This is a genomic window from Soonwooa sp. T0.1_25, from assembly GCF_057652215.1.
Genome location: NZ_JBYFBZ010000003.1, coordinates 315,402 through 329,861, shown reverse-complemented (window position 1 = coordinate 329,861; position 14,460 = coordinate 315,402). Strand labels below are relative to the sequence as shown.

At 34.6% G+C, this 14,460-nt stretch carries 15 protein-coding genes and 1 pseudogene; 6 read left to right on the top strand and 10 right to left on the bottom strand.

Annotated features, from left to right (window positions below):
- Positions 1-91: 91 nt before the first annotated feature.
- The 3 genes from AC23MB_RS06705 (at position 92) to AC23MB_RS06695 (ending at position 2,623) form a co-directional block, all read left to right on the top strand.
- Positions 92-1,042, top strand: coding sequence for a KpsF/GutQ family sugar-phosphate isomerase (locus tag AC23MB_RS06705; protein WP_312322758.1), 951 nt, complete (start codon positions 92-94; stop codon positions 1,040-1,042).
- 85 nt (positions 1,043-1,127) lie between these two features.
- Positions 1,128-1,958 (top strand): twin-arginine translocase subunit TatC, encoded by an 831-nt coding sequence (gene tatC, locus AC23MB_RS06700; protein ID WP_312322757.1) that lies wholly within the window; start codon positions 1,128-1,130, stop codon positions 1,956-1,958.
- Between the two features lie 89 nt (positions 1,959-2,047).
- On the top strand, positions 2,048-2,623 hold the full coding sequence (locus AC23MB_RS06695; RefSeq protein ID WP_313030267.1) for a mechanosensitive ion channel family protein: 576 nt from the start codon (positions 2,048-2,050) through the stop codon (positions 2,621-2,623).
- A gap of 99 nt (positions 2,624-2,722) precedes the next feature.
- Here AC23MB_RS06695 and AC23MB_RS06690 read toward each other — a convergent pair whose 3' ends face one another.
- The 4 genes from AC23MB_RS06690 to tpx form a co-directional block, all read right to left on the bottom strand.
- Positions 2,723-2,923 carry a cyclic nucleotide-binding domain-containing protein gene (locus tag AC23MB_RS06690; RefSeq protein WP_313030268.1) on the bottom strand — a complete coding sequence of 67 codons (201 nt, stop codon included), beginning with the start codon at positions 2,921-2,923 and terminating at the stop codon, positions 2,723-2,725.
- Between the two features lie 163 nt (positions 2,924-3,086).
- Entirely contained in the window at positions 3,087-3,215 is a 129-nt protein-coding gene (locus AC23MB_RS06685; RefSeq protein ID WP_374328911.1) for a hypothetical protein, read from the bottom strand.
- 363 nt (positions 3,216-3,578) lie between these two features.
- A complete protein-coding gene (locus tag AC23MB_RS06680; protein WP_312322754.1) occupies positions 3,579-4,784 on the bottom strand; it encodes a DUF763 domain-containing protein in 1,206 nt (401 codons plus the stop codon).
- A 60-nt stretch (positions 4,785-4,844) separates the two neighbouring features.
- Positions 4,845-5,342: a thiol peroxidase gene (gene tpx, locus AC23MB_RS06675; protein ID WP_312322753.1), complete on the bottom strand. Its 498-nt coding sequence runs from the start codon at positions 5,340-5,342 to the stop codon at positions 4,845-4,847.
- 188 nt (positions 5,343-5,530) lie between these two features.
- Between tpx and AC23MB_RS06670 the strand changes: the two genes are divergently transcribed.
- Complete coding sequence (locus AC23MB_RS06670) at positions 5,531-7,747, top strand: NADP-dependent isocitrate dehydrogenase (protein WP_313030270.1); 2,217 nt, start codon at positions 5,531-5,533, stop codon at positions 7,745-7,747.
- A 94-nt stretch (positions 7,748-7,841) separates the two neighbouring features.
- Here AC23MB_RS06670 and AC23MB_RS06665 read toward each other — a convergent pair whose 3' ends face one another.
- Positions 7,842-8,120 carry a hypothetical protein gene (locus AC23MB_RS06665; protein WP_313030274.1) on the bottom strand — a complete coding sequence of 93 codons (279 nt, stop codon included), beginning with the start codon at positions 8,118-8,120 and terminating at the stop codon, positions 7,842-7,844.
- Positions 8,121-8,548: 428 nt separating this feature from the next.
- On the opposite strand from AC23MB_RS06665, the gene AC23MB_RS06660 reads away from it, so the two are divergent.
- Positions 8,549-8,950: a hypothetical protein gene (locus AC23MB_RS06660; protein WP_313030277.1), complete on the top strand. Its 402-nt coding sequence runs from the start codon at positions 8,549-8,551 to the stop codon at positions 8,948-8,950.
- 165 nt (positions 8,951-9,115) lie between these two features.
- On the opposite strand, the pseudogene katG reads toward AC23MB_RS06660, so the two are convergent.
- Positions 9,116-11,227 (bottom strand): annotated as a pseudogene (gene katG, locus AC23MB_RS06655) (catalase/peroxidase HPI).
- Between the two features lie 439 nt (positions 11,228-11,666).
- On the opposite strand from katG, the gene AC23MB_RS06650 reads away from it, so the two are divergent.
- Positions 11,667-12,134 (top strand): methylglyoxal synthase, encoded by a 468-nt coding sequence (locus AC23MB_RS06650; protein WP_487786825.1) that lies wholly within the window; start codon positions 11,667-11,669, stop codon positions 12,132-12,134.
- A gap of 35 nt (positions 12,135-12,169) precedes the next feature.
- On the opposite strand, the gene AC23MB_RS06645 is transcribed toward AC23MB_RS06650, so the two are convergent.
- From AC23MB_RS06645 to AC23MB_RS06630, 4 genes are all read right to left on the bottom strand, one after another.
- Entirely contained in the window at positions 12,170-12,559 is a 390-nt protein-coding gene (locus AC23MB_RS06645) for a hypothetical protein (RefSeq protein ID WP_312323746.1), read from the bottom strand.
- A gap of 83 nt (positions 12,560-12,642) precedes the next feature.
- Positions 12,643-13,155 carry a DUF421 domain-containing protein gene (locus AC23MB_RS06640; RefSeq protein WP_487786824.1) on the bottom strand — a complete coding sequence of 171 codons (513 nt, stop codon included), beginning with the start codon at positions 13,153-13,155 and terminating at the stop codon, positions 12,643-12,645.
- A 101-nt stretch (positions 13,156-13,256) separates the two neighbouring features.
- Positions 13,257-13,466: a T9SS type A sorting domain-containing protein gene (locus AC23MB_RS06635; protein WP_487786838.1), complete on the bottom strand. Its 210-nt coding sequence runs from the start codon at positions 13,464-13,466 to the stop codon at positions 13,257-13,259.
- Between the two features lie 430 nt (positions 13,467-13,896).
- Positions 13,897-14,301, bottom strand: a complete 405-nt coding sequence (locus AC23MB_RS06630) for a hypothetical protein (protein ID WP_487786823.1) — start codon at positions 14,299-14,301, stop codon at positions 13,897-13,899.
- Between the last annotated feature and the right edge of the window lie 159 nt (positions 14,302-14,460).

Here is a 14,460-nt window from a genome sequence, read left to right as displayed (position 1 = left end):
AAAAACCAAAAATCTATTTTTTTGGGAACGTGAAGATAGCAAAATTTAATGTGATTCTAAAATAAATAATGAAGCTTAATAATTAAGTAACATGAATCTTCTTTCACTAGCAAAAGATGCCCTATCCATCGAAATCGCCGAACTTGAATCACTTAAAAATAGGTTGGATGACAGTTTTGTAAAAGCCGTTGAAAGCATCAATGCAGCCTCCGGAAAACTCATCGTAGTTGGCATCGGTAAATCTGCGCACGTTGGAAACAAAATCGTGGCAACACTTAACTCAACTGGCACGCCAGCGCAATTTCTACACGCTGCAGAAGCCATTCACGGTGATCTTGGTATTATCCAAAAACAAGACGTTGTGCTTTGCATATCGTATTCTGGAAACTCACCAGAAATCGTTAACCTTCTTCCCTTTTTAAAAGATTATTCTTCTTGCTTAATTGGTATGACTGGAAATCCTGACAGTAAATTAGGAAAAGCATCTGCAATTATTTTGAATACACATGTTGACAAAGAAGCCTGTCCAAACAAATTAGCGCCAACAAGTTCTACAACAGTACAAATGGCTTTGGGCGATGCGCTAGCAGTATGTCTTATGGAACTAAAAGATTTTAAAGATATCGATTTTGCAAAATTCCATCCAGGAGGAAGTTTAGGAAAAAATTTAACAGCAAAAGTTGAACAATTTGTTTCGCAAACCAAACCAGAAATTAATCCTGAAGCCACAATTCGAGAAGTTATTATTTCGGTGAGTGCTTCCAAACATGGTATAACCGTCGTAACGGATAACGGAAAAATTCTTGGTGTGATTACCGATGGCGATTTGCGAAGAATGCTATTAAATCAAGATGATGTCTCGAAAGTCATTGCAAAAGACATCATGAGCAAAAACCCGAAAAATATTGATAAATCCGAACTTGCGAAAGAAGCTATGTACATTCTTAAAAACAACAATATCGGACAACTTATCGTAACGGATAAGGGACAATATTACGGTATTATCGACTTGCACAAACTTTTAGATGAAGGGATAATTTAGAATTTCGAAAAAAGTCATATAAAGATTTAACAATAAAATAGTTAATTTCGCAGTCACAAAATTGCATTAACAGGAACAGAAATTAATGAGCCAAGAAAAAGAAATGTCCTTTTTGGGACACATTGGAGAGCTTAGATCACATTTGGTAAGATCGATTTTAGCCATTATTGTTGGTGCTTTAATCGTAGGATTTAATATTAATTGGATTATGGACCACATATTTTTTGGTCCAACAAGTAATGATTTTCCGACCTTCCGATTGATTAATCATTTTTCGAAAATGTTTACTGGTGAAGAAAGCATCCACCTTCCCGACACTTTTAAAATTCAACAAAAGCAATTGTTCCAACAGTTTAATGTGATGATGGCGGTTTCTATTTTTGGCGGAATTGTTATCGCATTTCCGTACATTATTTGGGAAATTTGGAGATTTATAAGTCCAGCTTTACTTCCTAAAGAAAAAAGAAACTCAGTTTTTTATATCAATAGCATTTGGATTTTATTTATTGCTGGTGTTTTAACAGGATATTTTTTAATTTTACCTTTAGCTATTAATTTCGGTTTACTATTCACAGTTTCGGAAAACATTGTTCAACTATTTGATTTAAGCGACTACACAACGCTTTTCTTACAAGTTGTATTAGGAATGGGCTTGGTATTTTTGTTCCCGATTATCGTTTACATATTGACAGCCATCGGGATTTTAACACCGAAATTCTTAAAAACTTATCGTCGCCATGCCATTGTTTTAATTATGGTTGTTGCTGCGATTATTACGCCTGCTGATGTGCTAAGTATGATGGCGGCTGCGTTACCGTTATTATTGTTATATGAGTTTAGTATTTTGATGTCAAAATATGTATACAATAAAATCGAAAAAGAAAACAAGCGAGATTTGATGAAAACCTCAAAATAAAATTAAAAAGCTACAAGATTAATTGTAGCTTTTTTATTGGCATAAGACTTGAAGCCTTGTAATTTTCAAAAAAATAAAAGAATGGACGGATGTTTGTAACAAAGCTTTTCCGAACTTTTATTTATAAATCTGAACGTATCGATGTCGGTAAAAAATTTGCGTTCTCTCAGATTTTAAAATATTTAATCATCCTGATCACAGCGATTTTGTCCTTCAAATCGATTGGTGTTGACGTTTCTACATTTCTATTTGGTGGAGGTGCAATCTTGATTGGGATTGGTCTGGGCTTGCAAAATTTAATTCTTGATTTTATTTCCGGAATCATTATTCTTCTAGATCGATGTAATAAAGTGGATGATGTTGTTGAGATCGAAGGCGTTGTCGGAAAAGTTCAACAAATTAACATCCGTACTTCGACAATGTTAACACGTGATAATAAAACCATGATTATCCCAAATTCCATTTTGACCAAAAATAAATTGGTGAACATGAGTTATGATGATGATAGTTCGGGATTTAGTATTTCAATTGGTGTTGGTTATGATTCGGATGTTAAGCAAGTTATCAACTCGATGGAAGAAGCTGCAAAGTCGCATCCAGAGGTTATGCATGAGAAACCAGTCAATAAGAACTGCCTATACACCGAATATGAAACATTCTCTTGATGAAAGGAAGGCTTAAGTTCTAACAATTTCTTTTCTAATTCTACTGAGCGAAGTGTCGGTAATTCCTAAAAATGAAGCAATAAATTTTAACGGAACCGTTTACAGAATCTTAGGTTTTTCTTTGGATAATTTTAAATATCGACTCGTTGCGCTTATTGTAATCATGTCCAAAGAACGTTGTTTCAAGGTGAACAACTGATAAGTAAACCATAATCTTCCCCATTCAGCAAAACCTGGAATAGAACGAAAAACTTCCTGAAAATCATCGTATTTAATTTCCCAAACTTCGCAATCTGTCACGGTTTGTAAACTTTCTTGAGAAGGAATTTACTGAAACAAAGAACTCGGAATAATCACAATATCGCCATCAATAAAAAATTCGGTGGTGATATCATTGTTATCCATATCATTTACAAATGACCTAACTACGCCTTTTTCCAAAAGACAATACGATTCTAAAACCTTATATTTGGCTAAAATAATTATTATTGGGAGATTTGTCAGACATTTTAAAATACTCTTCTGCCTCTTGCCGATACTTTTCGACATTCACTTTATCACCAACTGTTAGATACAGCGTGTTAACTGTCATATAAAATCGACCTGCATCTTGAAATTTTTGATTTTTTTTTCAAATAATCAGCAGTTTGTAGGGAGTGTGCAATTGCACTATCAATTTCCTCTTAACGATTAAACTGGTTGATCATGTCAACTGTAATATTAACACGAATTTTCTCGTCCTTAGCATCTTTTAGCTTATGACGAAGTTCTTTAATAGAAACCTAATCCTGCGCTTTTAAAACAAAAAAAGAACTTAGTGTTATACATATGAAAATATAGAAGGAAATGGAGATATTTTTCAAATCATGCTTTTTATCGCAAGCAAAAATAAAAATTAATATTAATTTTGAATCATCAAAAACGCTAAAATTTTAAGAATTTATTAAAAAATCAATTAAAACAATGACAATTGTATTCCATTACTTGGTGGTTTAGCGTCGCCCATAACCGTCTTTCCACCAAATCGAAATGAATTTCGGCGTTCATCTTCAACAACAGCATCAAAATCAAAATCGGGAGTAAAGTTTTTTTCGGTTTCAGCAACAATATGATGCAGTTTCTCAATAGACTTTAATTTCTCCGAATTTCCAAGTTTGGATTTTTCAACACCTTTTTGAAGAATCGAAATCGTCTCATCAAACGTATTAATCGGCACAGGAAAAGGATGACCATCTTTCCCGCCATGCGCAAAAGAAAATCTCGCAGGATCTTTGAAACGTGACGGCGCACCATGAATAACCTCACTAACCAAAGCCAAACTTTGCATCGTGCGAGGACCAACACCTTTTAACAATAATAAATCCTCAAAATTTTGAGGTTGTAATTCTCGAGTGACATACAGCAAAGCGCCAAGTCTTTTTAAATCGACATCTTTGGCGGTGACTTCGTGATGTTGTGGCAGAATTAAATTCGCAAAATCCTGCATAATATTCTCGGAATTGGTATGTGAAATGTCTAAAATTCCGTTTCGATTGTCTTTGGCATCACTTGATGTTAGATTGAGAATTTCTCCCCGATTAACACCTTGGATCGCGCTGTGAGGATCATCAACAAAGGATTTCAGATTTTCGGAATGCCAATGATAGCGGCGCGCCGTTCCATCAGCATCATTCAGACCTTGCTGAACAACCGCCCAACTGCCTTCATCACTCAAAATAAAATTATGCAAATACAATTGATAACCATCCTGGATCGCCGTATTATCAACTTTAGCAGTCAATTTGCTTGCTCGGACAAGACTGTCAGCATTTAATCCAGTTTTATCGGCAATTAGGAGAAGTTCGGATGGTGTTTCTTTAGAATATTTGCCTTTTCCACCACAAATATAAATTCCCAAATCTCTAGCGATAGGATTGATACTGCGTTTTAGAGCGCCCATCACGGAAGTGGTAATCCCCGACGAATGCCAATCCATGCCCATAACAGCACCAAAACTCTGAAACCAAAAGGGATCCGACAAACGACGTAGCACTTCGGCCTTTCCATAATCTGCCAAAATAACTTCGACAATGGAAAGTCCCAAAGCAGACATACGCTCGTACAACCATGGCGGAACTTTGCCATAGTGAAGCGGAAGTGTTGTGGTTCCTGATCGTTTCATAGGATTAAAAAACGGTCCACTCGAAGGCAGACCGTCTAGGTTTTTATTTAAATATAAATTTTATTTAACAGCTGCTAAAGCATTTTCGTAGTTTGGTTCTTGACCAATTTCTGGGACTTGCTCTGTGTATATCACTTTTCCGTTTTCATCAACCACCACAACTGCACGACTTAAAAGTCCGTGAAGTGGAGAATCCTCTAAAGTTACACCATAATCTTCACCAAAACTTCCTCTAAAATCAGAAAGTACATCAACATTACTAAGTCCTTCTGCAGCGCAAAAACGACTCAACGCAAAAGGTAAATCGCGAGAAACGTTAACAACAACTGTATTGTCTAAAGAACTTGCATCTTGATTGAAGTGTCTTGCAGAAGCTGCGCAAACGCCAGTATCAATACTTGGAAAAATGTTAAGAACAACTTTCTTTCCTTTATAATCGGATAATTTTTTTTCGGATAAATCGGAAGCTACCAAAGTAAAATCTTTAGCTTGAGTTCCAACTTCTGGAAGATTCCCAACTGTGTGTATTGGATTTCCTTTAAATGTAATATTTGCCATACTTTTTTTATTTGAATCAAATTTAGGTCAAGCTTTTCAGTAATCCTATATCATAGGTTAATATTTAAGAAAATTTAACGCAGAGACACGACAAACCCACTTAAAATCATCTTGCATATTAATAAAAGTTCATTTAATAATGCTTATTTTTGTAGCTAGATCAAAAAAAGATAAAAAGAACAATTATAATGTCACAAGCAAAAATTCATTACACACTTACGGATGAAGCGCCAATGTTGGCAACTCACTCATTTTTACCTATCGTAAAAGGATTTACAAAAACTGCTAACATCGAAATCGAAGTTCCAGATATTTCTCTTGCAGGAAGAATCTTGGCAAACTTCCCAGAATTCTTGAAAGAAGAACAAAGAATTCCTGATGCGCTTGCTGAATTGGGTGCTTTGGCGACAACTCCAGAGGCAAATATCATTAAACTTCCAAATATTTCTGCTTCTGCACCACAGTTGGATGAAGCGATTGCTGAACTTCAAGCGAAAGGATTTGCAGTTCCTAATTACCCTGCAGAACCTAAAAATGATGATGAAAAAGCGATTAAAGCTAAGTATGCTAAAGTTTTAGGAAGTGCTGTAAACCCAGTTTTACGTGAAGGTAACTCCGACAGACGTGCTCCAAAAGCGGTTAAGAATTACGCAAAAGCAAACCCACACAAAATGGGAGCTTGGGCTTCTGACAGCAAAACTGATGTTGCAAAAATGACAGAAGGTGATTTCTACGGAACTGAAACTTCTACAACTGTTGAAAACGCAACAGAATTTAAAATTACTTTTTATGGAAACGATGGTTCTTCTAAAGAAGTAAAAGGACTTTCTGCACTAAAAGCTGGAGAGGTTATCGATTCTTCTGTAATGAATCTTAATGCACTGAGAGCTTTTGTACAAAATGCAATTCAAGAGGCAAAAGATAAAAACGTATTGCTTTCTGCACACCTTAAAGCAACGATGATGAAGGTTTCTGACCCAATTATATTCGGGGCGATTGTGGAAACTTTTTTCAAAGATGTTTTTGCTAAATATGGTGAATTATTCAAGTCTTTAGATATCAATGCTAATAATGGTTTAGCAGATTTATATGAAAAAATTAAAGGTCAACCTCAAGAAGCAGAAATTAAAGCTGCAATTGACGCTGACTTGGCAAACGGACCACGCGTTGCGATGGTAAATTCTGACAAAGGAATTACCAATTTCCACGTTCCTTCAGATATTATCGTTGACGCTTCAATGGCTGCTTTGGTAAGAAACGGCGGTAAAATGTGGAACAAAGATGGTGCTGAAGAAGATACTATTGCGATTATTCCAGACCGTTCTTATGCAGGTTTCTACCAAGCTGTTGTTGATGATATGAAAGAAAACGGAGCGCTTGACCCAACAACAATGGGTTCTGTTCCTAACGTTGGTTTGATGGCTCAAAAAGCTGAAGAGTACGGTTCTCACGATAAAACGTTCCAAGCACCAGCAGACGGAACGATTAAAGTTGAAGACGCTAACGGAAATCTTCTTTTAGAGCAAAAAGTTCAAAAAGATGATATCTTTAGAATGTGTCAAACTAAAGATGCTCCAATCCAAGACTGGGTTAAATTAGCGGTAAACAGAGCAAGATTGTCTGATACGCCTGCAATTTTCTGGTTGGATAAAGGAAGAGCTCACGACAGAGAAATCATCAAAAAAGTAGAAAAATATCTAAAAGATTTCGATACAACAGGTCTTGACATCAGAATTATGGATGTAAAAGACGCAATGAGAGAAACTTTGAAAAGAGCAAGAGAAGGAAAAGACACGATTTCTGTTTCTGGAAACGTATTGAGAGATTATTTAACAGATCTTTTCCCTATTTTGGAATTAGGAACTTCTGCAAAAATGCTTTCTATCGTTCCTTTGATGAACGGTGGTGGATTATTCGAAACGGGTGCTGGAGGTTCTGCTCCAAAACATGTTGAACAATTCTTAGAAGAAGGTTATTTAAGATGGGATTCTTTAGGTGAATTCTTAGCTTTACAAGCTTCTTTGGAGCATTTAGCACAAACTCAAAATAATACAAAATCTCAAGTTTTAGCAGACGCTTTGGATGAAGCAAACGCTAAATTCTTAGCAACAGATAAATCTCCAGGTAGAAAATTAGGAACTATCGACAACAGAGGTTCTCACTTCTATTTAGCTATGTATTGGGCTGAAGCTTTGGCTGTACAAACGAAAGACGCTGAAATGGCTGCTAAATTTGCTCCTATAGCACAAGCATTGAAAGAAAACGAAGAAGTGATTAATGCAGAATTAATCGGCGCTCAAGGAAAACCTCAAAACATCGATGGTTATTACAAACCTGATACTTATAAAACTTACGCTGCAATGCGTCCTAGTACAGTTTTAAATGAAATTATTGATGGAATTTAATTATAAATTCTTTCTGAAAATAAATTACGGCAGCTTCTTCGAAGCTGCCGTAATTGTCTTATAATATAATACAATTCGATTTTTCAAAAATATTCTAAACTTTGTTTTGCCTTCTCGAATCAAAAAACACATAAACTACGCCTAATACAATACTCACACGATTAATAATTTTTAAAGTAGAACTAAGACTTGCATAGATATATTTTTCTTTTGGTAATATAAAATTTACAATGGAATTAAAAAGCAATACTCCAGCCAAAACAATTTTGACTATTTTTCGCCCAGAAGGTGCTGTTGCCGATCCATTAAAAATTAACATACCTGTAGCGATGGTATGAAAGATAAAAAAAACGATAAAGAAACCAAGTTGCACTTGTAATTTTTAGCACCGCGTCCGAGAAACCATTTACCACCAAAAAACTCAGCATAGCAACAGGTAGTACAAGAATCCATCGAAGAGATGCAGACCATTTTTGCATTAAAACAAAACCTGCATTCTCATCATACATTTCTTTTTTTTGTGTTTTATTATTTCCTATGTTATTTCGTATTTAGTTAAATATAAAAAGAAAAATACTTCTACATGTATTACTTTTTGCTTTTCTGATTTAAAATCAATCAAAAAACTAAATTACCACATTTATAAATTTTCATTAAATTACCTAACACAAAATCTAAATCTATTAGAAACTGAAAAAATCATACTTCTGTTTTTTAATTCCTCTAAATATTACTATTTCTTGTAAAAAATCTAAAAACGTTGAGAAATTAAGGCAACAAGAAGATAGTTTGAAAACAGCTATGTCCACAGGCTTTACATCCCAACAAATCAATGAAAAATGTGAGCAGAGAATCCATACGAAATTACTTCCCGATAGTATTTTAGCTCAAGCTTTTCCTAAAAAGTTACTAGATATGAAGGGCGACACGATTCAACCGTTTTTCGAAAAGGAAAAACAAAATCCTAAAATCCTAATCTCTTTAGTAAACGCGATTTATCGAAATAATGATACGATTATAAACCTCGATATAAGCGACAGCTCAGAAAAATTTGCGAGTTTGACCATGAAAACGGCAATGATTATGGAAACTCAATACGAAAATAAAATTATAGAAAACGGATTCGAAAAATCGCAAGTCTACAAAAATCATATAATCTGGACTAGACAAGTTAAAAAAATGATGAATTACAATCTAATATAAAGCTACAACTTAAAGAACGATACTTCGTGGACATCTATGCAACCAATATTACCGTAAAAAAATTAGTGCCTGTAATTACAGAAATCAAGTATCAATATTTTCCTGATTAATAAAAAATCCTCACAAGCTTTAACTTATTAGGATTGTATTTACATAATTTAAATCTTACTTCAAATCATATCGATCTGCGTTCATCATTTTAACCCAAGCAGCAAAGAAATCCTTTACAAATTTCTCTTTGTTGTCGTTTTGCGCATAAACTTCAGAGTACGATCTCAAAATTGAATTAGATCCGAAAACCAAATCCACACGTGTTGCCATCCATTTTGTAGAACCAGCATTACGATCCACAATATTGTACAAATTATCACCTGTTGAAATCCATTTATTGTTCATGTCGGTTAAGTTCACAAAGAAATCGTTCGTTAAAACACCTTCTCTATCTTTGAAAACGCCATGTTTTGTTCCTGCATAATTAGTTCCTAAAACGCGCATCCCACCGATTAAAGCAACCATTTCTGGAGCAGTTAATCCCCTTAATTGCGCTCTGTCTAACAATAATTCTTCGGCTTTAAAATCGTAATTTTGTTTCAAGAAATTTCGGTAACCGTCGTAAAGTGGCGCCAAATATTCAAAAGATTCGACGTCGGTTTGTTCTTGAGTTGCGTCGCAACGACCTGCTGCAAAAGGAACTGTAATGATCACACCAGCTTCTTGAGCTGCTTTTTCAACCGCTGCAGTTCCACCCAGAACAATTAAATCCGCAATAGAAACTTTCTTCGCCAATCCAGCTTGAATTTCTTCCAATTTTGCTAAAACTTTATTTAATCTTTCAGGTTCGTTGGCAACCCAATTTCTTTGAGGTTCTAGTCTAATTCTCGCTCCATTAGCGCCAACGCGATAATCGAAACCTCTCCAAGTTCTTGCAGAATCCCAAGCAGTGTTGATTAATTCCGTTCTTGAAAGACCAGAACTTAATAAAGTTTGTTTTAAATCAGCAATTTCAGAATCGCTGAATGTATAATCTACTTTCGGAATTGGATCTTGCCAAATCAAATCTTCTGCATGAACATTAGCTCCCAAATAACGATTTTTTGATCCCATATCACGGTGCGTCAACTAGAACCAAGCTCTTGCGAAAACATCCGCTAATTTATCTGGATTATTTAAAAAGTTTAATGAAATTTCTCTGTAAATAGGGTCAAATTTCATCGCCATTTCGGCATCTGTCATCATCGGATTACGCTTCACATTCGGGTTGAATGCATCAACTGGCATAGCTTCTTCCGCGATATTAATGGGTTCGTATTGATTTGCTCCAGCTGGAGATTTTGTTAATTGCCAATCGTATTTGAAAAGCAACGTCAAGAATTCGTTATACCAAAGCGTCGGATTGGTTGTCTAAGCAACTTCAATTCCCGATACCATCGTATTGTCACGATTTCCAGTTCCTACCGAATTATGCCATCTCAAACCTTGTTCGTTAACATCTGCTCCTTCTGGATCTGGACCTAAATTTTCTGCTTTTCCGTTTCCGTGAGATTTTCCAATCCTATGTCCACAAACCGTTAATGCAACAGTTTTTTCATCGTCCATTCCCATTCTTTTAAAGGTTACACGAATGTCTTGCCCTGTTTTAATTGGGTCAGGATTTGCGTCCACACCTTCAGGATTTACATAAATTAATCCCATTTTTACCGCTGCCAAAGGATTTTCTAAGGTGTCGCGGTTTTCATCATCACCGTAACAATGCTTTGTATAGTCTAACCATTTTTTCTCAGAACCCCAATAAAGATCTTTTTCGGGAGCATAAATATCCAAACGCCCCCCGCCATAACCGAAAGTTTTCAAGCCAACCGCTTCGTAAGCAACCGTTCCTGCCAGGATAATTAAATCACCCCAAGAAATTTTATTACCGTACTTGTTTTTAATTGGCCAAAGCAAACGGCAACTTTTATCTGTATTTACGTTATCTGGCCAACAATTTAACGGTGCAAAACGTTCGTTTCCTGTGTTCCCACCACCACAACCGTCCATTGCACGGTAACTTTCCGCCAGGTGCCAAGCCGTACGAACGAATATTCCTGCGTAATTTCCATAATCAGCTAGCCACCAATCTTAATTGTCCGTTAATAAAGTTTATATATCATTTTTAACAGCTTCTAAATCCCGTTTTTTGAATTCTTCGGCATAATTAAAATCTTCACCAAAAGGATTTGTTTTTTGGTCGGGTTGCGCCAAAATATTCAAATTAAGCGCATTTGGCCATGCAACCATCACAGATTCGTAGTTGAAAGTAAGTCCACCATGAATTACCGGGCATTTTCCTGAATTAGAATTTGTTTCTTGAGTTGGTTGTGGTGAAGTTTCACCGTGATTAAAAGGGCATTTGTCTTCTCCGTTTTCTGTGTTTATATAAGTTTATTTTTAATTTCTAAAAGGTTTTAAGAAAACTATTGGTTTAATATTGGGAAAATTAATTTTAGTCATAACTTAAATTTAAACATCTAATAAATAGAACCTATCATATTTTAAATTTTAATTTCATTCATCTATATAAAATTTGATAATACATAAATTTTATCTTTAAATTTAAAAGATATCTCTATGATAAGCGCAATTGTTTATCCATTTTAAAATAAGATTAACATTCGTAAGTTTTATTTAATGCAAAAAACCTATCGAAACAATTGATTAACTTTGTTTTGAAATAAAAATGATGACAGAATTAAAACAACTTCCCGCAAAAAAGACAATTGCTCTGGTAGCACACGATCATAAAAAAGATGAATTACTAGATTGGGTAAAACTTCATAGAGATATCTTGGTACAGCATCATCTGATAGCAACGGGAACAACTGGAAAACTAATTTCGGAGAGCCTGGATGTTGAAGTGGCACGTGTCCTGAGTGGTCCACTAGGTGGAGATCAACAGCTTGGCGCCATGATCGCTGAAGAAAAAATTAATATGGTAATTTTCTTTTGGGATCCGATGGAATCGCAACCTCATGACAGCGATGTTAAGGCTTTTTTGAGACTTTGCGTGGTCTGGAATATCCCAACGGCAAGTAATTCTGCAAGTGCCGATTTCTTAATTACTTCTAAATATATGGACGAAAATCATAGTGTCGCGCTTCCTGATTACAAAACCTATTTGAACCGAAATATCAAGAAAGGTATCTAAAAAAAACTCGGATGTAATTATCCGAGTTTTTTATTTTAATCATCGTCGTGGTCACGGTGATGTTTTTTGCCTTTATTTTTTTTGTGCTTCCTTCCCTGATCATTATCATCGTCATCGTAATAATAGTTTTTGGCTTTTTTACGCTGACCTGGTGCATATTTTTTAGCTGATTTATCACCATATATTTTTTTTGCTTGGCCAGGAGGTAGATTTCTGTAATCGCCAGAATTTCTGTCGTAAACAATAACTCTACCATTTTGATAAACACTACCATTTCTATCTCTGTAGACCTCCCCTTGTCTATACACACCGCCATCTGGCGCACGATAGACTCGATCATTCTTTCCGTATATCGAACCTGTAGAACATGATACTGCTAAAAAACCTCCTGCAATACTAAGTCCTAAGTATTTAATCCATTTCATAACACTTAAATTTTACGTTTGCTGATGTTAATTCAATATGAATGCCAAATTCGAAAGAATAAATTCAAATGCTTATAAAATTTTTAAAAATTTCTTTTTCTGCGTATCCATTTTTTATGTCTTGTATAATGTGTCGATCCATTTTGATCCTGAGACACAACACTTATATTACCATCGACTTCCAAAATAGCTAATTTAACTTTATCTATGCTTTCGATGCCGTGTTCATGTACGGTTTCGAGAAGTTCGTCATTTGAAATTTGTAGTTTTTGACAAGTTTCTTTGAAGATCTGTCCATCTCTAATTAAAATATAGGGCTCGGACTCTAGCATATTTTTGAATTTTGGATTTCTAAACATCATTTTTTTAACAATAAAATTAGCAACAAACAATACCAAAGCCGCTAACAAACCGCCTTGCAATGTTGTATCTGGACCAACCATCGCATTTTGTACGGCATTCGAAATTAACAGCAACAAAACAACATCACCCGCATTAAGCTGTGACAACTGATTTTTACCGAATAACCGCAATGCAACAAGCATAAAAATATATACGGCAAGTGATCTTAGCGAAATATTTAAAAATGGATTCATTTATTTATAAATTTTTACTTTATTAGAAAAGTGGTAGTATTTAATAATTTTCTTGATAATACGCACTTCTGTTTTTGTTGTCATATAGATGAAGTAACTGCCTATATTAAGTGCGAAATGTCCGCAGCGTGTCTTGTTATATTAAACTGAAGCAATGCTTTTCCCGAAATATCAAAAATTTTAACACCAATGATTTCGTCCGAAAAGTTAACAATAACTTTTGTTGGATTCGGAAAATATTTATAGAATTTTGAATAGAATCTTGAACTTCTAGAGCAGCTCCCACACTTTAAAAAGAAACACGCTCTGATTCGACATTAGCTATATAAACCGCTGACATATATTAGTAAAAGGACTTGTGTTAAGAAGACCAAGATATCCACAATCCTCTGTTCCTCCCCAATCAGGATGACAACCCAAGGAAGTTTTGGTCTGGCATCTAACAATATATCCTCTTTATAAATGTTATAACCTATTTAATTAGCAGTTGGTAAGGCGAGTTCTTCCCTAGTAAGACTAAAAATATTTCTCATATTTTCATACCATTGCTCCCTTTTTAAATTCTGTACAGGATATTTTGTCAAAATCCAAAGCTACAAGCCATGAACATCAAGAACATAGATAATTTTGTTTTGATAAGATTAGTTTTTGTTCTACAAAAATTACTAAAAAACTTATAACAAATTAAAAAAACCACACATTATACAATGCATGGCTCTATAAAAAAGTTTAATAAAGAAATTACCTTTGCGAAATCATTACCATAACAGGAAATGTATAATTATCTGCGATCATATTGGTTTTTAGCTTAGAAACGTCAACTTTGTATAACAAATGAGTCAATACATTTTCGATTTCTTTACTTACATTTTTGCAATCTCCTTTTGCATGAACATTAGAAATTTTACCTTCTGGTGTTAAACTAAAACTAACATCAGAATTGATTATTCCTTCTTTAAACGTAGGATTATTAAAATCGAAATTGTCTTTTAATAAATTTCTAAGTTCTCCAAATCCATCTCCAGATTTTACAGTAACTTCTTGTAATTCGCTGTGGTTACTGGTTTGCGCTTTAGTTGTAGAAAAAACTCCTGCAAGTCCAAACATGAATATAGATAGCGATAAGATTTTGATATTTGTTTTCATAATGCGTTGATTTATAGATTAATTATTCAATGACAAAAACAAAGTTACAAATTTTTAATACATAATTAAACTTTAGTTAACATTAAATTCACATTAATATAAAAATTTAACATTGGAGTAAAAAAATACCTCATCAAAAAGACAAGGTATTCTTATATG